This window comes from Brachymonas denitrificans (genome assembly GCF_907163135.1).
Lineage (GTDB): Bacteria > Pseudomonadota > Gammaproteobacteria > Burkholderiales > Burkholderiaceae_C > Brachymonas > Brachymonas denitrificans_A.
Genome location: NZ_CAJQUA010000001.1, coordinates 120,698 through 142,401, shown reverse-complemented (window position 1 = coordinate 142,401; position 21,704 = coordinate 120,698). Strand labels below are relative to the sequence as shown.

Genomic DNA, 21,704 nt, shown 5'->3' with positions numbered 1-21,704 from the left:
AGATCGCGAGACAACGCCTGCCGGACGATACAACATCAACGAGGACCACCATGAAACTGATTCTTCTTGGAGCACCCGGCGCCGGCAAAGGCACCCAGGCCACCTTCATCTGCCAGAAGTACGGCATTCCCCAGATCTCCACGGGCGACATGCTGCGCGCCGCCGTCAAGGCCGGCACCCCGCTGGGCATCGAAGCCAAGAAGGTCATGGACGCAGGCGGCCTGGTCAGCGACGACCTGATCATCAACCTGGTCAAGGAACGCATTGCCCAGCCCGACTGTGCCAACGGCTTCCTGTTCGACGGTTTCCCGCGCACCATTCCCCAGGCAGAAGCCATGAAGGAAGCCGGCGTCAACCTCGACTACGTGCTGGAAATCGACGTGCCCTTCGAGGCCATCATCGAGCGCATGAGCGGCCGCCGCAGCCACCCCGCTTCCGGCCGCACCTACCACGTCAAGTTCAACCCGCCCAAGGAAGAAGGCAAGGATGACGTGACCGGCGAACCGCTGGTGCAGCGCGACGACGACAAGGAAGAAACCGTCAAGAAGCGCCTGGAAGTCTACAGCCAGCAGACCCGCCCGCTGGTCGACTACTACAGCAACTGGGCCAAGGAAGACGCAGCCGCCGCGCCCAAGTACCGCGCCATCAGCGGCATGGGCGACGTGACCGAGATCACCGACCGCGCGTTCAAGGCGCTGGAGAGCTGATTCCGGCAGGCCTGCCTTCTGCAGCGGGCATGGTTGGTCAGGGCGCCCTTGCGGCGCCCTGCCTGTTTTCAGGCACTGGTTTTCGCTGTGGCAGCCTCTGCGGGCAACACGCCGGCCAGCAACTGCAGCACCATTTCCGTCCGCGCCTGCACCGGACGCAGCACCTGCCCGCGGCACACCGCCAGCGGCACCGGCGATTCGGCACCAGGTACGGCACGGCCTTCCAGACAGCGGCTGCTGCGCCACACCGGAACGCCCTGCTGCATCAGTGCGCAAGCCGCCTGCTCCACCTGCTCATGCAGCGTGGCATTGCCGCTTCCCGCCAGCACCACGCCCTGAACGCCGGCCTGCCGGCAGGCACCCAGGCTGCGGCCGTCGTTGCCGGCATGGCTGACGAGGATTTCCACCCACGGCCATTGTGTTTCCTCATCCTGCACGGCAGTCCACAGGGCTTGCGCAGGCGCTGCGGTTGCCAGATCATCGGCCTCACCCACGCGCGCCGCGGGATCACGCAGCCAGCGCACCGCGCCCTCTTCCACATGCGCCAGCACACCGGCATCGCCGCTGGAAAAGGCATCCACCCGATAGGGCTGCACCTTGTGCACATCGCACGCGGCATGCACATGGCCGGCCGCCACTGCAAGCACGCCGCTGGCACGCGAATCCAGCAACACCGAAACCGCGTCCGCCAGATTCTGCGGACCATCCGACAGGCGCGCCGTGGACGGGCGCATGGCGCTGGACAGCACCACCGGTTTGCGCGCCTGCTCCGCACGCAACACCCCCGCCGACGCGGCCACATCCAGCATGCGCTGCAGGAACCAGGCAGTCTCTTCCAGCGTATCGGTGCCGTGCGTGATCACCAGTCCCTGCACATCGTCCTGCGCCAGCCAGTGCGTGCAGCGCAGGGCCAGTCGTTGCCACAGCGCGTAGTCCATGTCCTTGCTGTTGACCTGGGCCACCTGCTCTGCGGCCAGCGCACAGTCACCCAGCAGTTGCTGCAAACCCGGCACCTGTTCAAGCAGTGCCCCAACCGGCACTTCGCCCGCCCGATACGCAACGCCATCCGCCGCACTGGCCGATGCTCCGGCAATGGTGCCCCCTGTCGCCAAAACCACGATTTTTTTCATACCTGCCGCGCCCTTGCTTGCAAAACCGGAAAAACTGGTTAAAAATACAGTAACTGGATGCGCACACAGTATGGATGCACATTCAGCCTTCTTCCAACCCGATTTCGGCAGTGTAGACCATGAACCCACCCGTCAAACTCACCGCACGCCAGCAACAGATCCTGGAACTGATCCAGCAGGCCATCGCCCAGACGGGCGCTCCGCCTACCCGTGCCGAAATTGCCGCAGAGCTCGGCTTCCGCTCCGCCAACGCTGCCGAAGAACACCTGCAGGCGCTGGCGCGCAAGGGCGTGATCGAACTTGTCAGTGGCACCTCGCGCGGCATTCGCCTGCGCCAGCCGGTGCACCCTGCCCACCAGAGCACGCTCGAGGCCTTTGCCCAGCTCGCTCTGCCGCTCATCGGCCGCGTGGCCGCCGGCTCGCCGGTGCTGGCCGAAGAGCATGTCGATACGGTCTACCACGTCGCTCCCTCGCTGTTCGCCAGCAAGCCAGACTATCTGCTCAAGGTGCGCGGCATGTCCATGCGCGATGTCGGCATTCTCGATGGCGACCTGCTCGCCGTGCAAAGCACGCAGAACGTGCGCAACGGCCAGATCGTCGTGGCACGCGTGGGCGATGAAGTCACCGTCAAGCGCTACCAGCGCCTGCCGAACCATATCGAGCTGCACCCCGAAAACCCCGACTACCCCACCATCGTGGTACAGCCGGGTGAGCCCTTCGCCATCGAGGGGCTGGCCGTCGGCCTGATCCGCAACAGCGTGCTGATGTAGCGCACGCATTCTCCCTTTTCGTACAGCCCCACAGGGTGGCGGGCGTTGCCGGACTGGCTGGTCCAGCGGCAACCCCTGGGGTGTGCTGTCCCTGCTGAATCCTGCCTGTGCAACACCTTGTGTACATAGGAGACTTTCATGAGCCACACTTCCCTGCCCATTTTGCGCAATCTGCTTGGCCCCGTCCGTCCGGTCCTTGTCCCGCTCTCGGGCCGTGCGCGTGGCGAGCTCATCGGCTTTCGCCCGATGGCCGTGCTGTGCGACGCGGAACAGGCATTCAAACCGGAAAAGGCTGCGGACAGGCCAGTTGCAATCCTGCATGCCGCCACAGCACCCGCCGCTTCCGCACCGCCCGCCCTGCCGGCGGCGGCCGCACCGGGGCATTTCCTTTTTTTTCGCGCATTTTCCGCAACGGCCCTGACGCCCGCTCCGCGGCGGCTGCCCAACCGCTCCCGCCCCTCGGGCAGGCTGGTGCTTTCCGGCACTTTTTCCGAGGTGTGTGGCGAACTTGAACGGCTGGTCGCCCAGGAAGAACGCTACCTGCATGCGGGCTGACCCCCGCCATCCGGACGGGGACAGCGCACCTCCCCGTCCCTGACGACGTTGTAGACACACGAGCAGCCGATCCTCCTTGCATCCAGATGTAAGCAGTTGCTGCCCTTTGCAATATGCTGCATGGGGCTGTAATTTCGCCGCGCGGCAGTGCACAATTGCGCGCATGAATATTGTGATTCTGGACGACTATCAGGACGCTGTGCGCAAGCTTGCCTGCGCCAGCAAGCTTGATGCCCTGCATGCCAAGGTCTACACCAACACGGTCAAGGGCATCGGGCAGTTGTCCGTACGGCTGAAGGATGCCGACATCATCGTGCTGATCCGGGAGCGCACCGGCCTGTCGCGCGCACTGCTGGAAAAGCTGCCCCGCCTCAAGCTGGTGGTGCAGACCGGGCGGCTCGGTGACCATGTCGATGTGCAGGCCTGTACCGATTTGGGCATTGCGGTAGCTGCCGGAACCGGCTCCCCCTATGCCGCTGCCGAACTCACCTGGGCACTGTTGATGGCAGCCGCGCGCCGTATTCCCCAGTACATGGCCAATCTGCGTCACGGTGTATGGCAGCAATCCGGCATGAAGGCGGCCTCCATGCCGCCCAACTTCGGCATCGGCACCGTGCTGCGCGGCAAGACGCTGGGCCTCTGGGGCTTCGGCAGAATCGGCCAGCTGGTCGCCGGCTATGGCAAGGCCTTCGGCATGCAGGTCCTGGTCTGGGGCAGCGATGCCTCCCGCAATGCCGCCGCCAGTGCAGGCTACACCCCCGCCCTCAGCAAGGAACAGCTGTTCAGCGAGAGCGATTTTGTCAGCCTGCACCTGCGCCTCGCCCCCGAAACGCGCGGGGTTGTCACGCTCGAAGACTTGCTGCGCATGAAGCCGACCGCCACCCTGGTCAATACCGCACGCGCCGAGTTGCTGCAACCCGACAGCCTGATCACGGCCCTGAACCGCGGCCGCCCCGGCATGGCAGCCATCGACGTGTTCGACAACGAGCCAGTGATGCAGGGCCAGGCCTTGCTGCGCCTGGAAAACTGCCTGTGCACGCCGCATATCGGCTACGTGGAGCAGGAAAGCTACGAGCTGTATTTCAGCCAGGCCTTCGACAGCGTGCTGGGATTCATCCAGGGCAATCCGGTCAATCTGGTCAACCCCGAGGCCCTGAAGATCCGTCGCGCCGCACACTGAACCGTTCATCGCGCCAGGTTCACGTCCTGCACCGTCAGCCGTAGGCTCGTTCCGCCCGCAAATGACACGCTGACGGACACAGGTGCCGGCATCGGCTACAATGGCGGGCGACGGGCCTTCCCGCATGGTGAAGCGGCCAACCGGGTCAGGTGGGGAACCAAGCAGCCCTAACTGTGTAGCCAGTGCCGGGGTCAAGGCTCGTCACCTTCTTCTTGAAAAGTCGTTGCAGAACAAGCACTTGGAATAAAACAACGACTCTCCAGCACTCCTGTATCACTTGACTGTATCACTCGTCGATCCAGGAGTTCGCCCCTACAGCACCACCAGCCGCCCCTCCGCAGTCAGAAATGCCGCCTGCACCGGCTCGCCCGCATGCAACTGGCCAACCGCCTTGCGGTACTCTTCCAGCTGTTTCCGTAATGTCTCCTGCCGTTCCGGCGCCAGTGATGACTTGAAGTCCAGCACCCACCAGCAGGCAGGCTGATCACCGCGTGCCTTCCGCTGCACCAGGCGGTCCAGCCGCAGCACCTGGCCGTTCCAGGCCACGTCGATTTCATTGGCAGCCCAGCCCAGCTGCGCCGAGTCCCAGGCCCAGCCGCCCTCGCCGTGCACAATCGCCTGTGCACTGCGCAGCACGCTTTCGCCCTGCGCCTGATCCAGACCATACAATTGCTGCAGCGCCTGCTGTTGCCGCGCCAGCCCGTCCGCTGCAGCGTCCGGCCGGTACCACTCCAGCGCCTTGTGCATGGCCTCACCCAGCCGGCCCTGCAGTTCAAGCCCGGGATCGCGCTGCAGCAACTGGGTGGTGGCATCGCCACGGCTGGCGTGCTCCGCCAGCGGCAACAGCTCCAGCAGGCCACTATCGGCAGCGGGCGTCGGTAGCGTGCGGGACGCGTGCGCAGGGGCCGCAGCAGGCTTCCTGCCAATCTCCGGCCAGCCAGCCGCCGGCAAGGCCACCATGCCCTGCGCATCCACCTCCAGCATTTCCGGCTTTGCCTCTCCCGTCCACTGCTGCCACCAGCTGGCCGCCTGCACCGAGCGCGGCTGCGCACTGGAGAATGCAAGCACCTGCGCCGCCCGGGTCATGGCCACATAGAGCGCATTGCTCTCTTCGCGCTCTTCCGCCTGCTGGTCTTCTGCCAGCAGCAGCCGCACTGATGGCGGCGGCGCACTGAACTTCTCGATGAACACCACGCTGTCCGGATGCGCGGCCTCGCCCGGCCAGCGCACCAGCACGTCCATGGTGCGCGCGCGCCCTTTCGCCGCGTCGGTATCGAGCAGCAGCACCAGGCCCGCCTCCAGGCCCTTGGCACCATGGATGGTCAGCAGGCGGATGCCCTTGGCGCCCGCCTGCGGCGCCGGCGTCGGATCGCTGCCGCGCAGGGCCCGCACCCAATGGTAGGCATTGGCGTAGCGTCCTCCGTCCAGCGCCAGCGTATGGCCCGGCAAGGCCTGCAACCGTTCGATCACGCTGGCGCGCTGGCTGGGCGGCGTGCCATTGCGGTAACGCGCGAGCAGATCGCCTTCGCGATAGATGGCGTCCAGCGCATCATGCGGAAGGCGCTGCTGCAGCAGATCCTGCCAGCGCCGCAGGGTGCACGCCAACGCGGCCCAGCGCGAATCCGGCACGGATTCCTGAAAAAACAGCCAGTCCAGCCAGCTCGCACGCCGCGCATCGCCGTCCAGCTCCCCGCTGGCCAGGGCTCGCACGCCCAGCGCGATGTCCACCAGATCGGCATCGTCCAGCCCGAAAATCGGCGATTTCAGCGCCCGCGCCAACGACACATCGTGGCGCGGCGAAATCAGCGCATCAACCAGCGCCACCACATCCTGCACCTCGGGCGCCTCGGCCAGCTTCATCTTGTCCGCCTTGTGCGCAGGCAGGCCGACTTCGGCCAGCGCCCGTTGCATCGTGGCGATGCGGTCGTTGGTGCGCGCAATCACCAGAATGTCGTCGGGCGAGGTACCCGCCTGCACGCAGCGCTGCAGCCAGCGCGCCGCCTGGCGGCACTCGCGCTCCTTGAGCAGTTCCTCCTCCTCCACCTTGGGCGTGGTCAGGCTGTTGCGCCAGCTGCGTTCGCCGGTATCCTGCGCCTTTTCCGGGCGCAGGATCTGCGGCAGCGCAAGCACGCACCCCGGCGCGGGCGAGGCCGTGGTGTGCTCCCGGAAATCCTGGTAGCGCCCCTCCTGCTGCGCCGCCAGCATCACCGCGTTGACGGCATCGATCACCGGATGGCTGTTGCGGCGCGTGTGGTCGCAGCTGAGCACCGCACCGCCGAGGCCGGTGCGCACGAACTCCTTCGCTGCACGAAACACCTGCGGATCGGCGCGGCGGAAGCGGTAGATGCTCTGCTTGGGATCGCCCACGATGAACACGCTGGGCGCCGTCGCCACACCGGTATAGCCGGACAGCCAGGCATGCAGCGCCTGCCACTGCATCGGGTTGGTGTCCTGGAATTCGTCCACCAGCAAGTGGCGCAACTGCGCATCCAGCCGTTCCTGGATCCAGCCGCTCAGCAGTTCATCCTGCAGCAGCAGGCGCGCAGTCTGCTCGATGTCGTTCATGTCGACCCAGCCGTGGCTGCGCTTGACCTCGGCGTAGCAGCGCAGCAGCAGGCGCGTGAGGCGCGTCATGCGCTGCTGGTAGAGCCAGGCCTCGTGCTGCTGCTGCGCCTCCAGCACCCGCAACACCCGCTCCTGCACGGCAATCACGGCGTCGATCTGCGCGATCTTGTTGCCGAACTTGCGTGGGGACCCGGTCTGGGTCAGCAAGGCCGTGCATACCCCTTCCCAGTCATTGGTGCTGATGGCCTGCTCCAGTTCCACGCCCCGCGCGGCAAAGCTCGGAGCAGCGGCCTGCGCCAGAATGCGGGCGGCCTCCAGCAAGGCGTCGCGCGGCACCGGCCGCTGCAGCAGCGCGTCCACAGGATGGTCGCAATCCTGCATGTCCGGGAACAGCTCGCCAAAGGGCGGCACCGACTGTTCCACCACGCCCTGCGCATCCGCCAGCACAAACTCCACCCGTTTGGACAGTGCCGATTCCAGCGACTTGAGCGTGTTGCTGCGCCCGTTGCGCAGCACCAGTGCCTGATAGTCCGCCATTGCGGCGGCATCGCCCAGCAAGGCCTGGTGGAACGGCCGCCATACTTCGGCCACCGCACGCTGGTCATCCTCCAGCAGTTCATACTGACTGGGCAGGCCCAATTGCTGCAGCAACTGCAGCGGCGCGGCGCGCAGCAGCGCTGCGAACCAGCCGTGGAAGGTGCGGATTTGCACACCGCGGCCATGCTGCAGCAGGCGCAGGTACAAGCCCTGCAGCGCAGGGGCCTCGGCCCTGGCCTGCTCCGGCGTCATGCCACGCAGCTGCAACTGCTCGGCCAGTTTCTCCAGCGGCAGCTCGGCAAACTCCGCCAGCCATTCGTTCAGGCGCTGCCGCATTTCGGCGGCAGCCTTCTTGGTGAAGGTGATGGCCAGAATCTGCTGCGGCTCGGCTCCCGCCAGCAGTGCCCGCAGGATACGGCTGACCAGCATCCATGTCTTGCCGGCGCCGGCGCAGGCCTCCACCACCACATGGCGGGCCGGATCGCAGGCGATGGCATAGAAAGCAGCCGACGGCACCGTGCGGCCATCGGCGGTATAGGCGTCATGCAGCGGGCGCGTCATGCCTGCTCCTCCTCATCCCAGAAATCCCGGCGGCACAGGCCGCGCATGGCGCAGTAGTCGCAGCGTCCGCCCCGTCCCAGCGCCTGCAGCGGCGTGCCCCGGGCAATGCCCTGCAGGTCGCGCGCCATGCCATGCACCAGTTGCGTCGTCAGCTGGTGCACCTCCTGGTGCGGATAGAGTTTCGTCTCGCCGCTCTCGCCCACGTTCACATAGGCCACCTGCACCGGTTCCGGCGCCAGCAGCGTTGCGTAGAAGGCCAGCTGCGTATCTTCGTCCGGCCGCTTGATGCGCTCGCTCGTCTTCGCGGCCGCCTCCGACTTGTAGTCGAGCAGCAGCCATTGCGGCGCGGTGCCGTCATCGTCGGGCGGCAGAAGCAGGCGGTCCACCCGGTCCAGACAGCCCCGCAGCCGCACGTCCGGAATATCCGCCGCCTGCAGCGCAGGCTGCTCCGGATCGGCCGGCATATCGGCCTGCAGGGCCGCGAACACCTCGCGCAGCGAGCGCTCACGCCATTGCTCGGCCGCGTCGAACCGGGCCTGTGTCGCCGCATGCTCGCCCAGCAGCCAGTGCAGATAGCCGTCGCGCAGGCGCGGCCAGACCGACTGGTAGGGCACGAAATCCACCTCATCCAGCCCTTCGGAACGCAAGGCATCCTGCGCCGCCTGATCCATCCACTGCACCAGCTGTTCAAGCCCGGGATCAGCCACATCCAGTTGCTGCCAGCGCTTGTGAAACAGCGCCAGCACCTCGTGCAGCCAGTTGCCGAAATCGCGTTTTTCCAGGGCATGATCCAGTTCGGGAACTTCGCGCAACTTCAATTGCTGCTGGCCGAAGAACTGATAGGGACAGGCACGCAGGGTGTCGTAGGCGCTGGCAGACAGCTCGGACAGCGTCAGCGCGCGGCTCACCACCTGGGGCGGAGCCACGGGGCGTTTTTCCAGTGCGCGCAGGACGCGCAGCTCCGTTCCAGCCTGCATGGGGCGACGCCCTCCTTCCCCGGCCAGATGCCAGGACTCCAACAACAAGGGGCTGGGCAGCAGCGCTTCCCCGCCGCCATCGCTCAGGCTGTTCAGCAAGGTCACCGAAGGCAGCTGCAGCGCATGCTCCCAGGCGGCACGCTGCGCCTGCTGCAGGCCGGCACGCAACGGCAGGCCCAGCAGTTCGCGCTGTGCCGCGGTCCAGTCGCCGGGCGGCTCGGGCGCCGCAGGCAGCCGCTGCTCATCGCAGCCCGGCAGCACCACCGCCGCAAAGGGCCGCGCCAGCAGCTGGCTCAACGGCAGGATCACCACCTGTTCCTGCAACGGATACGGCGGCTTGAAACTGCCCGCTTCCAGCACATCCTGCACCCAGCGCGTGAAATCCTCCAGCGTCCAGCGGGTTTCGTCATGCAGCAGCTCTGCCGCGCCCGGCTGGGCATGCAAGGCCTTCAACACGGCCTGTCCGGCAGGATCGCCGTGCAGCCAGGCCAGCTGGCCGGTATGCGTCAGCGTCAGTGCCAGATCGGCGAGCCATTGCTGCAAGGGGCGCGGCGCCTGCAAGGCCTGCCGCCATTCCTCCACCGTCTGTACCCAGCCGGCGGCAGCATCGTCCCAGCGCTTCCACGCCGCCAGCGACGGCCAGCGCGCCACGCCCTGCTTGCGCAGCCAGGCTTCCACTGCCTGCACCCGGGCCGCAGGCACCGGATGCTCATCCGCCTGCGCCACGACGGGCACCGTCTGCGCCAGCTTGAGCCACTCCAGCACCGCATCGCTGCCCGCTTGCGGCGCACAGGCGCGCAGCAGAGCCATCACCTGGCTGGCCGCCCGCGTGGTCGACAGCTTCCAGCCCGTTTCGTCGCGCACAGTCAGTTTCTGCGCCTCCAGCAAAGCGCGGATGCGGCGGGTCAGCGCACGGTCGCTGTCCACCAGTGCCACCAGCCCCTGCTCCCGCTCCACCTCCTGCTGCACGCAGGCGGCGGCCAGAGCGGCCTGGTCTTCCAGATCACGCGCCACCTGCAAGAGGATAGGGACAGGTGCCAGCGCAACTCCCGCGTCAGTCCCGCTTGCGGATCGATCTGAAGCGCCATCGGCCGAACTACTTGCAGCGTCGCTCAGCGCGGTACGCCGTCCCGCATCCACCGCCGCACCCGCGGCCTCTCTCCACTGCCCCGGCAAATCCATAACAAACCCCGCATCCGGGCGCAACGCCAGCCAGCGAACATGCAAGGCCTCGGCCAGCGCATCACGCTGAAAGCCACGCACCAGCACCAGCGCATCGATCTCGCCCTGCTCCAGTGCCGCAAACAGGCCATCGGTGGCGTAATCCGAACTGCCCGCCCAGGCCAATGCCAGCTGCGCCACCAGGGTCTCGTAGCGCAGCGCCTCGGCCCCTCCGAGCGTGCCCAGCAGCTCCGGCAGCAGGCCCTGCCACCACTGTGGCCGCAACTCCGGCGCCTGCGCCGCCGCCAGCGGCATCAGCTGCAGCGCCGCCTCGCGCACCCGCCCGGCCAGCCAGGCTGCATCCCGACGCTGCCCCGCGCTGCGCAACAGCCCTTCCGCAACCAGCAGTCCCTGCGCCGGATCTACCGTCAGATCATGCGGCCCCGGCACAAAAGGCCCGCGCCGCGCCGCCCAGTTGCTGGTCGTCTCGAAGCGCGGCAACATGCCGGCCTGCGGCAGCAGCGCCCATTGCTGACGTGCTACCGGCAATAGCTGGGCATAGGGCAGCAATACCACGCTGCGGCTGGGGTCTGCGCCGCAGCCGGCCAGCTGCTGCGCCACTTGCTGCAGCAGATGCTGCCACACGGGAGAGACGGACACGGGATTCATCCTCGGATGATCGCACAGCTCCATCGCGCGTGCGGCCGCCGGCAAACGCGTTCGCTTTATGTCAGAATAAACACACAGGCCGCACGCAGCAGCGTACGGCAGTGGGGGCTTGTTCCCCTGTTTTCCGTTCCAGACAAACCACCCTCAAGGAAGATCCATGGCCAGCGACCTGATCAAACACATCACCGATGCCACCTTCGAAGCCGACGTGCTGAAATCCGCCACCCCCGTGCTGGTGGATTTCTGGGCCGAGTGGTGCGGTCCCTGCAAGATGATCGCCCCGATCCTGGACGAGCTGGCTCCCGCCTACCAGGGCAAGGTGCAGATCGCCAAGATGAACGTAGATGACAACCGCGCCGTGCCGGCCCAGTTTGGCATCCGCGGCATCCCCACGCTGATGCTGTTCAAGGGCGGCGAGCTGGTGGCCACCAAGGTCGGCGCCGTGGGCAAGCCCCAGCTGGCGGCCTTCATCGACCAGCAACTGGCCTGATGCCTCTTTCCAGGCCGTGGTCATCCGCCGCGGCCTGTCGTTATCCGGCAAAGGTGCCTTCTTCGCCACAAGCCTATTTTCCGCAAGCCGATACACAGCTGCTTGCATGACGGCACCGCAATTCTGTCTATAATCGTCCCAACTTCTTCCCGTAGCGCGCCGGCAATCGGCGTTGCCCAGCACCGGCTGTCGAGACAAACAGCCCTTGCCTGCTGATACGGAACCCCTCTCTTTCCAGAACCGACTCTCGCTGACAGGCCGACAGCCTCGCTGCACGGATCGCCGCACCGCCAGGCCGCCGCCCGCCCGTCCCGACCCCATTCCATCCGGAATCCCATCATGCATCTGAACGAACTCAAGGCCCTGCACGTCTCCGAAGTGCTGAAACAGGCCGAAGAACTCGAAATCGAGAACGCCGGCCGCATGCGCAAGCAGGAGCTGATGTCCGCCATCATCAAGAAGCGCGCCCGCGCTGGCGAACAGGTGTTTGCCGACGGCGTGCTCGAGATCCTGCCCGACGGCTTCGGCTTTCTGCGCAACCCCGACAGCAGCTACACCGCCAGCACCGACGACATCTACATCAGCCCGAGCCAGGTGCGCCGTTTCAACCTGCACACCGGCGACATGGTCGAAGGCGAGGTGCGCACGCCCAAGGACGGCGAGCGCTACTTTGCCCTGAACAAGCTGGACAAGATCAACGGCCTGCCGCCCGAGGCGAACAAGCACAAGGTGATGTTCGAGAACCTCACGCCGCTGTTCCCCACACAGCAGATGAAGCTCGAGCGCGACATCAAAAGCGAGGAGAACATCACCGGCCGCGTGATCGACATCATCGCCCCCATCGGCCGCGGCCAGCGCGCGCTGATAGTGGCACCGCCCAAGAGCGGCAAGACCATGATGATGCAGAGCATTGCGCACTCCATCACCGCCAACCACCCCGAAGTGCACCTGATGGTGCTGCTGGTGGACGAGCGCCCCGAGGAAGTGACCGAGATGCAGCGCTCGGTCAAGGGCGAGATCATCGCCTCCACCTTCGACGAGCCCGCCACGCGCCACGTGCACGTCGCCGAGATGGTGATCGAGCGCGCCAAGCGCCTGGTCGAGCTGAAGAAGGACGTGGTGATCCTGCTGGATTCCATCACGCGCCTGGCCCGCGCCTACAACAACGTGGTGCCCTCTTCGGGCAAGGTACTGTCCGGCGGTGTGGATGCCAACGCGCTGCAGCGTCCCAAGCGTTTCTTCGGCGCCGCGCGCAAGATCGAGGAAGGCGGCTCGCTGACCATCATCGCCACCGCGCTGATCGACACCGGCAGCCGGATGGACGAAGTGATCTTCGAGGAATTCAAGGGCACCGGCAACAGCGAAATCCACCTGGACCGCCGCCTCTATGAAAAGCGCATCTTCCCGGCGATCCAGCTCAACCGCAGCGGCACGCGCCGTGAGGAACTGCTGCTGCCGCCCGAGATCCTGCAGAAGACCCGCATCCTGCGCCAGTTCATGTACAACATGGACGAGATCGAGGCGATGGAGCTGGTGCTCAAGAGCATGAAGCAGACCAAGAACAACCACGAGTTCTTCGACATGATGCGCAAGGGCGGCTGATTCCCCGTTCGGCCAGCATCCACTGCAGACCCGCCTTGGCGGGTCTTGCCATTTCCGGGCCCAGGCAAGCGCTTCCAATTGCTGCGATTTCTGCACAGTCGACCGCCGCCGCCCTGCTCCGGCAATCCTCAAAAAAACAGGGGCTCCAGCGAGCCCCTTGTCTTCCGCAAAGAGGCCTTGCCCCCTGCAGCTTACAGCTGTTCCGCGCGCAGTTGTTCCGCGCTCTTGGGCGAAAGCAGGCCCGGAGCCACGTCGAACACCGTCTTGGCGCCCACATCGCCCTGCTGGTGCATGCGGTGCACGGCACGCGCATAGGCCACCAGCACGCTGGAGGTGAATTCGGGGTTGCTGCCCAGCTTCAGACCGTATTCGATCACCTGGGTGTTCTCGGCGGAAGTGTTGCCGCTGCGGATCACGAAACCGCCATGGGGCATGGCCGCATGGTCGCGGCGCAATTCCTCGGCGCTGATGAAGTTCACCGTGGTGTCGTATTCATCAAAGTAGTGCGGCATGGTCACGATGGCCTGGCGCACGGCTTCGGCATCGGCGCCATCTGCCAGCACCACATAGCAGTCGCGACGGTGCTTCTCGCGCGTGGCCAGTTTCGGACGCTCGCCGCTGCGCACGCGCTCCACCGCCTCTTCCACCGGCAGCGTGTACTGCACGCCACCCGCCACTCCCGGCACGCGGCGGATCGCATCCGAATGCCCCTGGCTCAGCCCCTTGCCCCAGAAGGTGTAGGTGGCGCCTTCGGGCAACAGTGCTTCGCCGATCACGCGGTTGATCGAGAACATGCCCGGATCCCAGCCGGCGGAAATAAGCGCCGTCTTGCCATTGGCGCGCGCCGGTGCATCCACGGCAGCAAAGTATTCGGGAATGCGCGCATGCGTATCGAAGCTGTCCACCGTATTGAACAGCGCCGCCATTTCCGGCCCCTGCTGCGGCAGGTCTTCCTTGGAGCCGCCGCACAGGATCAGCACGTCGATGCGGTCCGTGTGTTGCGCCAGCGCATCCATGCCGAACACCGGCGCGCCGGGCGTGACCGGCTGCACCTGCCCGGGCGCGCGGCGAGTGTAGATGCCGACCAGCTCCATGTCGGGGTTGCGGGCAATCGCGGCTTCCACGCCACGGCCGAGGTTGCCATGGCCGGCAATGCCGATGCGGATGGGTTGACCCATGCTGAGATCCTTCTTCGAGAGTAAAACGGAAAATCCGAAGGCGCAGCCGTGCTGCAGCGCGTGCGCCCATGCTGCATATTCTCCCAGAAACCCACGCTTCTCAGCACAAGGCTTTACAGAATGCACAGCCTCATGGGATAATGCCGGATTAGTTCGCGGAAAGTATGTCAGACGGGCTGGCACGGCTACCGCAACGACACAAGGAATTCCCATGAAAGAAGGCATCCACCCCAACTACCGTGAAGTCTGCTTCGTTGACCTGTCCAACGGCTACCAGATCATCACCCGTTCCTGCGTGAACACGCGCGAAACCATCAAGCTGGACGACGGCCGCGAGCTGCCGCTGTTCAAGCTGGACACCTCCAGCGAATCGCACCCCTTCTACACCGGCACGCAAAAGACCGTGGACAACATGGGCGGCCGCGTGGAGCGTTTCCGCAACCGTTACGGCAAGAAGTAATTCCACTTCCAGCCTACCGAAAAGCAGCCTGCGGGCTGCTTTTTTGTTTGCCGCGGCACGGCTTTTGCAATCATTTGCCTGCCCGGCGCCCAGCCAGCCGCCCGCCCCCGTTACACTCACAGGCACGGGCCATATTGCGGCCTGCCGACTGTTTTCGTCCGACGTGAATCTCCCCACTCCCGCCATCGTCTCCCAGGACGGCGTGCGCAGACTGCCACGCTGGGGCCTGCTGCTGTTCTGCGCCATCTACGTGCTGGCCGGATTCGCCTGGCGCGACCCCTGGAAACGGGTGGACCTGACCAGCTTCGGCTACATGCTGGAGCTGGCCCGCGGTCAGACCAGCTGGCTGGCGCCCGGCCTGCTTGGTGAATCCGCCCATTTCGATGCCCTGCTGCCCTACTGGCTGGGCGCCTGGGCAATCCAGCTGACCCCCACAGGCGCAGCCCCCTTCTTTTCGGTGCGCCTGGTGTTTGCCGGCCTGCTGGTGCTCACCCTGCTGGCCGTCTGGTACGGCATCTACTATCTGGCGCGCAGCCCGCAGGCCCAGCCGGTCAGCTTCGCCTTTGGCGGCGAAGCCAGGCCCACCGACTATGCCCGCGCCATCGCCGATGGCGGACTGCTGGCCTTTATGGCCTGCCTGGGGCTGGCCCAGCCCAGCCACGAAGTCAGCCCGGCGCTGGCCCAGCTCTGCTTCTCGGCCCTCACGCTGTACGCGCTCGCAGCCCTGGCCTATCGCCTCTGGATGCCGGCATTGCTCGGCACTCTGGGCATGCTCGGCCTGACCCTGTCCGGTGCGCCCGCGCTGGCCCTGCTGTTCGGCCTGTTCGGCGCACTGGTGCTCGCCAGCGGGCAGCGCGACTGGAACGCCCTGCTCGAAAGCGACGGCTACGAGCCCGATCCCGATGCCCGCGCCGCACTGCAGCGCCGCCGCCGGCGCTGGCTGCTCGGCCTGCTGCTGCTCACCATTGGCTGCGCCCTGCTCGCCACCGGTCTCGAGCTGTGGCGCTGGCGCATCGAACGCATGCCCGCGCGCTGGATCGAATGGCGCAACCTGATGCGCATGCACCTGTGGTTCACCTGGCCGGTCTGGCCCATGATCCTGTGGACGCTGTGGCGCTGGCGCACGCACTGGCGCCAGGGTCGCCCCGACCGTCATATCGCCCTGCCCCTGGGCCTGGGCCTGATCTGCTCCGTGGGGGGCTGGATCGGCGAACGCCCGGAAACCACGCTGCTGCTGGGCTTACCCGCCTTTGCCGCACTGGCCGCCTTTGCCTTGCCCACCTTCCGCCGCAGCGCCAGTGCCTTCATCGACTGGTTCACGCTGATCTTCTTCACGCTGGCCGCCGGCTACCTGTGGTTCATGTGGATCGCCATGCACGCCGGCGCACCGGCGGTGGCCCTGCGCCAGATCGACAAGCAACTGCACGGCTACCTGCCGCCGTTCGACTGGCCGCAGTTCCTGCTCGGCCTGTTTGCCACGCTCGGCTGGATCTACTTGGTGCGCTGGCGCACCAAGCGCCTGCGCCCGGCCATCTGGAAAAGCATGATCCTGCCCGCCGGCGGCGTCACGCTGTGCTGGGTGCTGCTCACCTCGCTGTGGATGCCTGCGGTCAACCACGCACGCAGCTACGCCTTTGTCGGCACCGAAATCGCCACCCTGCTCAGCTCCAAGCCGACCCACACCGGCTGCACCGCCATCTACGGACTGGACGATGCCCAGATCAGCGCCCTGCGCTACTACAGCTCCGCCACGCTCACCCGTGACCGCAACGCCCCGTGCGACTGGCTGCTGGTGGACGTGGCCTCGGTGCCCATCCTGCCGCACCTGTACGACACCACGCAGTGGGCGCTGCAGGACGTGGTCGGCCGTCCCACCGATCCGCGCGAGGCGATCCACGTGTTCGCCCGCGTCAAGCCCTGACCGGAACACCCTGCTCCGCATGTCCGTCCGCTTGTTCGACCTGCGTGCCATCGGCAGCCATGCGGCCACCATCTGGGTCGGCCAGCTCGCCGTGATGGCCTTTGCCATCACCGACACCCTGGTTGCCGGCCGCTATGCCCCCGAGGCCCTGGCAGCGCTCTCGGTCGGTACCGCCATCTACATCAGCATCTACGTCGGCCTGCAGGGCTTCGTGCAGGCCTTGCTTCCGATCTGGGCGCAGCTGCATGGCGCCGGCAAAGCGCTGCGCCTGGGCTACAGCGTGCGCCAGTCGCTCTATGTCACGGCCGTCTGCGCGGTGCTGGGGATGGCTGTGCTGTTGCAGGGCGGCATGCTGATGCGGCTGGTAGGCGTGCCCCCGGCCCTGCAGCCGGTCGTCAGCGATTATCTCGCCATCCAGGCGCTCACCCTGCCGCTGGCCCTGCTGGCGCGCGTGTTCAACACCTTCAGCCAGAGCATCGGCAGGCCCCAGTGGGTGACCGGTCTGCAGGCCGGCGGCCTGCTGCTCAAGATTCCGCTATCGATCTGGTTCACCTTTGGCGGCCTGGGCGTACCCGCCATGGGTCTGGCCGGCTGCGCACTGGCGACCTTGCTCGCCCATGTGGTGCTGCTGGTGCTGATGGCGCTGCTGCTGCACCGGGACGGCTCCTACCGGCCGTACCACGTCTGGCAGCGCCCCGAGCGGCCGGATCTGGCCGAGCTGGGCAGCTTTTTGCGCCTGGGCGTGCCGAGCAGCCTGGCCATCTGGGTCGAGGTCACGGCCTTCACCATGATGTCGCTGCTGGTAGCCCCGATGGGAACGACCGCGGCAGCGGCCCAGCAGGTGGCCAGCAACATGGCGGCGGTGCTGTTCATGTGGCCGCTCTCGCTGGCCATTGCCACCAGTGCCCGCGTCAGCTACTGGCGCGGGGCACGCGAGCCGCGGCATGCGATTCTGGCGCTGCGCAGCGGACTGCTGGTTGCCGCCTGCAGCGCCGCACTGGCTGCCAGCCTGCTGATGCTGCTGCGCGCGCCGCTGGCACAGATCTATGTGCAGCAAGCCGCCGTGGCCGGTCTGGCGGCCAGCCTGTTGCTGCTGGTGGCGCTCTACCATCTGGCCGATGCGATGCAGGTGATGGCCCTGTTCCTGCTGCGCTGCTACCACGTGGTGACTGCGCCCACCGTCATCTATACCTTGCTGCTCTGGGGGCTGGGAATTGGCGTGGGCTACCTGCTCGCCTATGGCCGCCTTCCGATGGGGGGAATCCTGGCCGGACCGCAGGCCTTCTGGGGCATGAGTGCGCTGGCCATGGGCCTGGTCGCCACCGTATTCCTGGTGCTGCTGCGGCGGGTGGTCCGTGCCGAACTGGCGGACTGAATCCGGGAGTCTGAAATGGCTGACTGAAACCCGGTGCCGAGCCGGACTGGAAGCAACTCAGAGCATCTGCCCGGGCTCGGGCGTCGGCGCTGGCTCGAACTCACGGATCTGCTGCGTCGCATTCGGCGATGCCGGATCCCAGGTGCGCTGCTCCGGAAAATCCAGCGCGAAGGTCGACCCGCAGCCTGGCTCGCTGTCGATCATCAGCTGGGCACCGTGGCGCTGGGCAATGTGCTTGACAATGGCCAGCCCCAGCCCGGTACCACCGGTTTCGCGCGAGCGGCTGCGATCGACCCGGTAGAAGCGCTCTGTCACACGCGGCAGGTGCTCACGCGCAATGCCGGGCCCGGTATCACGCACCGCCACCTGCATGCCGCCGTCGGGCAGCATGCGCAGGCTGGCCACCACCTCGCCGCCAAAGGGGGTATAGCGCACCGCATTGCTCAGCAGGTTGCTGATGGCGCTTTGCACCTCGGCACGGCTGCCGCCCAGCTGCACATCGGGCGCCTGAATTTCCGCACGGATCTGATGCGGCGACTCGCCGGCTTCCTGCGCCAGCACCTGTGCCAGGGCACGGGCATCGTCCACGCACTGTTCCACCAGCGCCGCCATGTCCACACGCTCAGACAGGTCGGGATGCGGGCTGCCCTCCAGCGTCGAGAGCATCAGCAGATCCTGCACCAGCCCCTGCATGCGATGCGCCTGGTGTGCCATCAATTCGAGGTAGCGGGCGTTTTCTTCGGGACTCAGCGGCAGGCTCTGCATGGTTTCGACAAAACCGGACAGCACCGTCAGCGGCGTGCGGATCTCGTGCGACACGTTGGCCACGAAGTCGCGCCGCATGCGCTCGGACTGCTCCACCGCCGTCACATCGCGTGACAGCAACAGGCGCTTGCCCTGGCCATAGGGGAAGAACTGCACCGTCAGCCGCACCGGACGCTGCGCCGTGTGCGTGCGCCCCGGAATCACCACGCCGTTGCCGGTCTGCTGCTGCACCCAGTACTTGACGAATTGCGGATCGCGCACCAGATTGATGATGTGCTGGCCAAAGTCGGAGGGGCCATTGAAGCCGAAATGCTCGGACGCCACCAGGTTGAACCATTCCATGCGGCCCACTTCGTCGAGCAGCACCACGCCGATGGGCGAAGCCTGCAGCGCCTCCAGGAACACCTGCAGCTTTTCCTCGGCCTCCTGCGTCTTGCGCTTCATGCGCCGCTGGTTGCGGCGCGACGCTTCGACCACCTCGCCCCACAGGTTGGGGGCCCAGGGCTGCGGATCCGGCATGCCGCGGCGCATCCAGCGCATCACGCGGTAGCCCAGGATGTTGTCCCAGATCAGCCAGCCAATCGCCACCGCGGCCATGATCAGCAGCGCGATCAGGCCGCCCATCAGGTCGTCGCGGCGGAAGGCCAGCCACCAGCCCAGCCCCACCCCGATGACGTGGGAAATGACCAACCAGGTGATGCGCCAGATCATGTCAACAACCGTTCAGGACGCCGGGAAGTCCGGCTGCAAAAAAGAGAAAAGGCCGCACGGTCGGGGTATGGCACCCCGAGCACGCTCGACCTCTGCGTCGTAAATCCCGCACCATACCCTTGCATGGCAATGGCATCTGGCGGGCGGCGATGCTCAGCGCACCGGAGAATCCGTCAGGGCGGTGATGCGGTAACCCGCACCCCGCACCGTCTCGACCATCGACGAGGCAGCTCCCATCGACTCGCGCAGGCGCTTGACATGCACGTCGACGGTACGCTCCTCGATGAAGACATGGTCGCCCCAAACACGGTCCAGCAACTGCGCACGACTGTGCACACGCTCTGCGTTCTTCATCAGGTAGTGCAGCAGCTTGAACTCGGTCGGCCCCAGCTTGATGGGCTGATCATCATAATGTACCCGATAGGTACCAGTGTCCAGCGACAGCTTGCCCAGCTCCAGCACCGTGCTCTCCGGCTCGGGAGCACGGCGACGCAGCACGGCGCGGATGCGCGCCAGCAACTCCTTGGTGGAGAACGGCTTGGTGATGTAGTCGTCTGCCCCCACGTCCAGGCCGGCCACGCGGTCGTTCTCGTCACCGCGTGCCGTCAGGATGATGATGGGCACCGACTTGGTGCGCGGATCGGCACGCCAGCGCTTGGCCAGCAGCAGCCCGCTTTCGCCGGGCAGCATCCAGTCGAGCAGGATCAGGTCGGGCAGATGCTCGTCGAGCTCGCGCTGTGCGCCCTTGCCATCGGTCGCCCAGGTGATCTGGTAGCCGTTATGGCGCAGGTTGACAGCAATCAGCTCGGCAATGGAGGCCTCATCTTCAACGACCAGGATTCGTGGCTGCAGTCTCATGGCTTCCCCAACGCTTCCGTTCAGCTCAGCTGGGACTCGATCGCCTGCAGCGGCGTATGGCGCACGTCCAGTCCCTTGACGATGTAGATGACGCACTCGGCGATGTTCTTGGCATGGTCACCGATGCGCTCGATCGACTTGGCCAGGAACATCAGGTCCAGGCTTTGCGAGATCGTGCGCGGATCTTCCATCATATAGGTGACCAGCTTGCGCATGAAGCCGTCGTACTCGATGTCGATGAGATTGTCGGCGCGCAGGATCTCCAGCGCGATGCGGGAATCCAGACGGGCAAACGAATCCAGCGAGCGGCGCAGCAGGTCGGATGCCAGGTTGGCGGCCACGCGCAGTTCGGACGACGGCAGCGAGCGTGCCGTACCGTTCTGGATGATGCCCTGCACCATGCGGGCGATCTTGGCCGCTTCGTCACCGGCACGCTCCAGGTTGCCGGTGGCACGCGAGATGGCGATCAGCAGGCGCAGGTCGCGCGCCGTCGGCTGGCGGCGGCCGATGATGGAAGTGAGTTCGTGATCGATCTCCATTTCCATGGTATTGACCTGCGGCTCGGCCTTGAGCACGCTCATGGCCACCTCGGCGTTGTAGTCGACCATGGCCTCCACGGCCTGGCGCATCTGCTGTTCGACCAGGCCACCCATTTCCATGACCATGCCGGACACATTGTTGAGTTCAGCGTCGAACTGGCTGGACAGATGTTTTTCGGACATTCCTGCGTCTCCTTGTCGTTATGGGCTCAGCCGAAACGGCCGGTAATGTAGTCCTCGGTCTCCTGACGCTTGGGCTTGAAGAACATTTCCTTCGTGTTGCCGAATTCGATCAGGTCGCCCAGATACATGTACGCCGTATTGTCACTGCAGCGGGCGGCCTGCTGCATGTTGTGCGTCACGATGACCACCGTGTACTCGCTCTTGAGCTCGGCGATCAGTTCCTCGATCTTGGAGGTGGAAATCGGATCCAGCGCGGAACACGGCTCGTCGAGCAGCAGCACTTCGGGCTTGATGGCGATGCCGCGGGCAATGCACAGACGCTGCTGCTGGCCGCCGGACAGGCTGGCGCCGCTCTGGTTCAGCTTGTCCTTCACTTCCGTCCACAGGGCCGACTTCTTCAGCGCCCATTCGACGCGGTCGTCCATCTCGGACTTGTTCAGGTTCTCGAACAGCTTCACGCCGAAGGCGATGTTGTCGTAAATGGACATCGGGAACGGCGTCGGCTTCTGGAACACCATGCCGATCTTGGCGCGGATCAGCGCCACGTCCTTTTTCTTGTCCAGAAGGTCTTCACCGTCGAGCGTGATGCTGCCTTCGGCACGCTGCTCGGGATACAGCTCGTACATGCGGTTGAAGATGCGCAGCAGCGTGGACTTGCCGCAGCCGGACGGGCCGATGAAGGCCGTGACCTGCTTCTCCGGAATGTCCAGGTTGATGTTCTTCAGCGCATGGAACTTGCCGTAGTAGAAGTTCAGGTTGCGGACGGAGATTTTCGGGGCGGGGGTGATGACTGCACTCATGATGCATCTC

The 21,704-nt window shown here is 65.8% G+C and carries 17 protein-coding genes and 1 other RNA gene; 10 read left to right on the top strand and 8 right to left on the bottom strand.

Going from position 1 to position 21,704, the window contains the following annotated elements:
• Positions 1 to 50 precede the first annotated feature (50 nt).
• Positions 51 to 707, top strand: coding sequence for an adenylate kinase (adk, locus tag KKQ75_RS00655; protein WP_213358811.1), 657 nt, complete (start codon positions 51 to 53; stop codon positions 705 to 707).
• A gap of 68 nt (positions 708 to 775) precedes the next feature.
• Here adk and KKQ75_RS00650 read toward each other — a convergent pair whose 3' ends face one another.
• Entirely contained in the window at positions 776 to 1,837 is a 1,062-nt protein-coding gene (locus KKQ75_RS00650; protein WP_213358809.1) for an asparaginase, read from the bottom strand.
• 119 nt (positions 1,838 to 1,956) lie between these two features.
• Here KKQ75_RS00650 and lexA point away from each other — a divergent pair, with 119 nt between their 5' ends.
• The 4 genes from lexA to ffs all read left to right on the top strand — a co-directional run bounded on the left by lexA (position 1,957) and on the right by ffs (position 4,548).
• Positions 1,957 to 2,607, top strand: a complete 651-nt coding sequence (gene lexA, locus KKQ75_RS00645) for a transcriptional repressor LexA (RefSeq protein ID WP_213358807.1) — start codon at positions 1,957 to 1,959, stop codon at positions 2,605 to 2,607.
• 138 nt (positions 2,608 to 2,745) lie between these two features.
• Positions 2,746 to 3,162 carry a hypothetical protein gene (locus tag KKQ75_RS00640; RefSeq protein ID WP_213358806.1) on the top strand — a complete coding sequence of 139 codons (417 nt, stop codon included), beginning with the start codon at positions 2,746 to 2,748 and terminating at the stop codon, positions 3,160 to 3,162.
• Positions 3,163 to 3,325: 163 nt separating this feature from the next.
• Positions 3,326 to 4,342, top strand: coding sequence for a D-2-hydroxyacid dehydrogenase family protein (locus KKQ75_RS00635; protein WP_213358804.1), 1,017 nt, complete (start codon positions 3,326 to 3,328; stop codon positions 4,340 to 4,342).
• Between the two features lie 109 nt (positions 4,343 to 4,451).
• An RNA gene (gene ffs, locus KKQ75_RS00630) (signal recognition particle sRNA small type) lies at positions 4,452 to 4,548 on the top strand.
• Between the two features lie 106 nt (positions 4,549 to 4,654).
• On the opposite strand, the gene KKQ75_RS00625 is transcribed toward ffs, so the two are convergent.
• Together KKQ75_RS00625 and KKQ75_RS00620 are read right to left on the bottom strand one after the other, a co-directional pair.
• Positions 4,655 to 8,005, bottom strand: coding sequence for a UvrD-helicase domain-containing protein (locus tag KKQ75_RS00625; RefSeq protein ID WP_213358802.1), 3,351 nt, complete (start codon positions 8,003 to 8,005; stop codon positions 4,655 to 4,657).
• Positions 8,002 to 10,803 carry a PD-(D/E)XK nuclease family protein gene (locus tag KKQ75_RS00620; RefSeq protein WP_213358800.1) on the bottom strand — a complete coding sequence of 934 codons (2,802 nt, stop codon included), beginning with the start codon at positions 10,801 to 10,803 and terminating at the stop codon, positions 8,002 to 8,004. Before KKQ75_RS00620 ends, KKQ75_RS00625 begins: the two co-directional genes overlap by 4 nt.
• Before the next feature lie 166 nt (positions 10,804 to 10,969).
• On the opposite strand from KKQ75_RS00620, the gene trxA reads away from it, so the two are divergent.
• Together trxA and rho are read left to right on the top strand one after the other, a co-directional pair.
• On the top strand, positions 10,970 to 11,302 hold the full coding sequence (trxA, locus tag KKQ75_RS00615) for a thioredoxin TrxA (protein ID WP_213358798.1): 333 nt from the start codon (positions 10,970 to 10,972) through the stop codon (positions 11,300 to 11,302).
• 339 nt (positions 11,303 to 11,641) lie between these two features.
• A complete protein-coding gene (rho, locus tag KKQ75_RS00610; RefSeq protein ID WP_213358796.1) occupies positions 11,642 to 12,904 on the top strand; it encodes a transcription termination factor Rho in 1,263 nt (420 codons plus the stop codon).
• 191 nt (positions 12,905 to 13,095) lie between these two features.
• Here the strand turns inward: rho and KKQ75_RS00605 are convergent, their stop codons facing one another.
• Positions 13,096 to 14,082, bottom strand: a complete 987-nt coding sequence (locus tag KKQ75_RS00605) for a diaminopimelate dehydrogenase (RefSeq protein ID WP_213358794.1) — start codon at positions 14,080 to 14,082, stop codon at positions 13,096 to 13,098.
• A 211-nt stretch (positions 14,083 to 14,293) separates the two neighbouring features.
• Between KKQ75_RS00605 and KKQ75_RS00600 the strand changes: the two genes are divergently transcribed.
• The 3 genes from KKQ75_RS00600 to KKQ75_RS00590 all read left to right on the top strand — a co-directional run bounded on the left by KKQ75_RS00600 (position 14,294) and on the right by KKQ75_RS00590 (position 17,838).
• The gene (locus KKQ75_RS00600; protein WP_213358792.1) at positions 14,294 to 14,542 is read left to right on the top strand and encodes a type B 50S ribosomal protein L31; all 249 of its coding nucleotides are present in this window, start codon (positions 14,294 to 14,296) and stop codon (positions 14,540 to 14,542) included.
• A gap of 163 nt (positions 14,543 to 14,705) precedes the next feature.
• Positions 14,706 to 16,463 carry a hypothetical protein gene (locus KKQ75_RS00595; RefSeq protein WP_213358790.1) on the top strand — a complete coding sequence of 586 codons (1,758 nt, stop codon included), beginning with the start codon at positions 14,706 to 14,708 and terminating at the stop codon, positions 16,461 to 16,463.
• A 19-nt stretch (positions 16,464 to 16,482) separates the two neighbouring features.
• Entirely contained in the window at positions 16,483 to 17,838 is a 1,356-nt protein-coding gene (locus KKQ75_RS00590; protein WP_213358788.1) for an MATE family efflux transporter, read from the top strand.
• Between the two features lie 57 nt (positions 17,839 to 17,895).
• Here KKQ75_RS00590 and phoR read toward each other — a convergent pair whose 3' ends face one another.
• The 4 genes from phoR to pstB form a co-directional block, all read right to left on the bottom strand.
• Positions 17,896 to 19,314 (bottom strand): phosphate regulon sensor histidine kinase PhoR, encoded by a 1,419-nt coding sequence (gene phoR, locus KKQ75_RS00585; RefSeq protein ID WP_213358786.1) that lies wholly within the window; start codon positions 19,312 to 19,314, stop codon positions 17,896 to 17,898.
• A 153-nt stretch (positions 19,315 to 19,467) separates the two neighbouring features.
• Complete coding sequence (gene phoB, locus KKQ75_RS00580; protein ID WP_213358784.1) at positions 19,468 to 20,172, bottom strand: phosphate regulon transcriptional regulator PhoB; 705 nt, start codon at positions 20,170 to 20,172, stop codon at positions 19,468 to 19,470.
• Between the two features lie 20 nt (positions 20,173 to 20,192).
• A complete protein-coding gene (phoU, locus tag KKQ75_RS00575) occupies positions 20,193 to 20,894 on the bottom strand; it encodes a phosphate signaling complex protein PhoU (RefSeq protein WP_213358782.1) in 702 nt (233 codons plus the stop codon).
• A 26-nt stretch (positions 20,895 to 20,920) separates the two neighbouring features.
• Positions 20,921 to 21,694, bottom strand: coding sequence for a phosphate ABC transporter ATP-binding protein PstB (gene pstB / locus KKQ75_RS00570; protein ID WP_213358780.1), 774 nt, complete (start codon positions 21,692 to 21,694; stop codon positions 20,921 to 20,923).
• Between the last annotated feature and the right edge of the window lie 10 nt (positions 21,695 to 21,704).

Bases quoted from the DNA above. Each gene is read 5' to 3' on its own strand.
- KKQ75_RS00640 (WP_213358806.1), top strand. From the start codon at position 2,746: ATGAGCCACACTTCCCTGCCCATTTTGCGCAATCTGCTTGGCCCCGTC.
- KKQ75_RS00590 (WP_213358788.1), top strand. From the start codon at position 16,483: ATGTCCGTCCGCTTGTTCGACCTGCGTGCCATCGGCAGCCATGCGGCC.
- trxA (WP_213358798.1), top strand. From the start codon at position 10,970: ATGGCCAGCGACCTGATCAAACACATCACCGATGCCACCTTCGAAGCC.
- KKQ75_RS00650 (WP_213358809.1), bottom strand. From the start codon at position 1,837: ATGAAAAAAATCGTGGTTTTGGCGACAGGGGGCACCATTGCCGGAGCA.
- KKQ75_RS00600 (WP_213358792.1), top strand. From the start codon at position 14,294: ATGAAAGAAGGCATCCACCCCAACTACCGTGAAGTCTGCTTCGTTGAC.
- phoU (WP_213358782.1), bottom strand. From the start codon at position 20,894: ATGTCCGAAAAACATCTGTCCAGCCAGTTCGACGCTGAACTCAACAAT.
- rho (WP_213358796.1), top strand. From the start codon at position 11,642: ATGCATCTGAACGAACTCAAGGCCCTGCACGTCTCCGAAGTGCTGAAA.
- phoR (WP_213358786.1), bottom strand. From the start codon at position 19,314: ATGATCTGGCGCATCACCTGGTTGGTCATTTCCCACGTCATCGGGGTG.
- KKQ75_RS00605 (WP_213358794.1), bottom strand. From the start codon at position 14,082: ATGGGTCAACCCATCCGCATCGGCATTGCCGGCCATGGCAACCTCGGC.
- KKQ75_RS00635 (WP_213358804.1), top strand. From the start codon at position 3,326: ATGAATATTGTGATTCTGGACGACTATCAGGACGCTGTGCGCAAGCTT.
- phoB (WP_213358784.1), bottom strand. From the start codon at position 20,172: ATGAGACTGCAGCCACGAATCCTGGTCGTTGAAGATGAGGCCTCCATT.
- adk (WP_213358811.1), top strand. From the start codon at position 51: ATGAAACTGATTCTTCTTGGAGCACCCGGCGCCGGCAAAGGCACCCAG.
- KKQ75_RS00625 (WP_213358802.1), bottom strand. From the start codon at position 8,005: ATGACGCGCCCGCTGCATGACGCCTATACCGCCGATGGCCGCACGGTG.
- lexA (WP_213358807.1), top strand. From the start codon at position 1,957: ATGAACCCACCCGTCAAACTCACCGCACGCCAGCAACAGATCCTGGAA.
- pstB (WP_213358780.1), bottom strand. From the start codon at position 21,694: ATGAGTGCAGTCATCACCCCCGCCCCGAAAATCTCCGTCCGCAACCTG.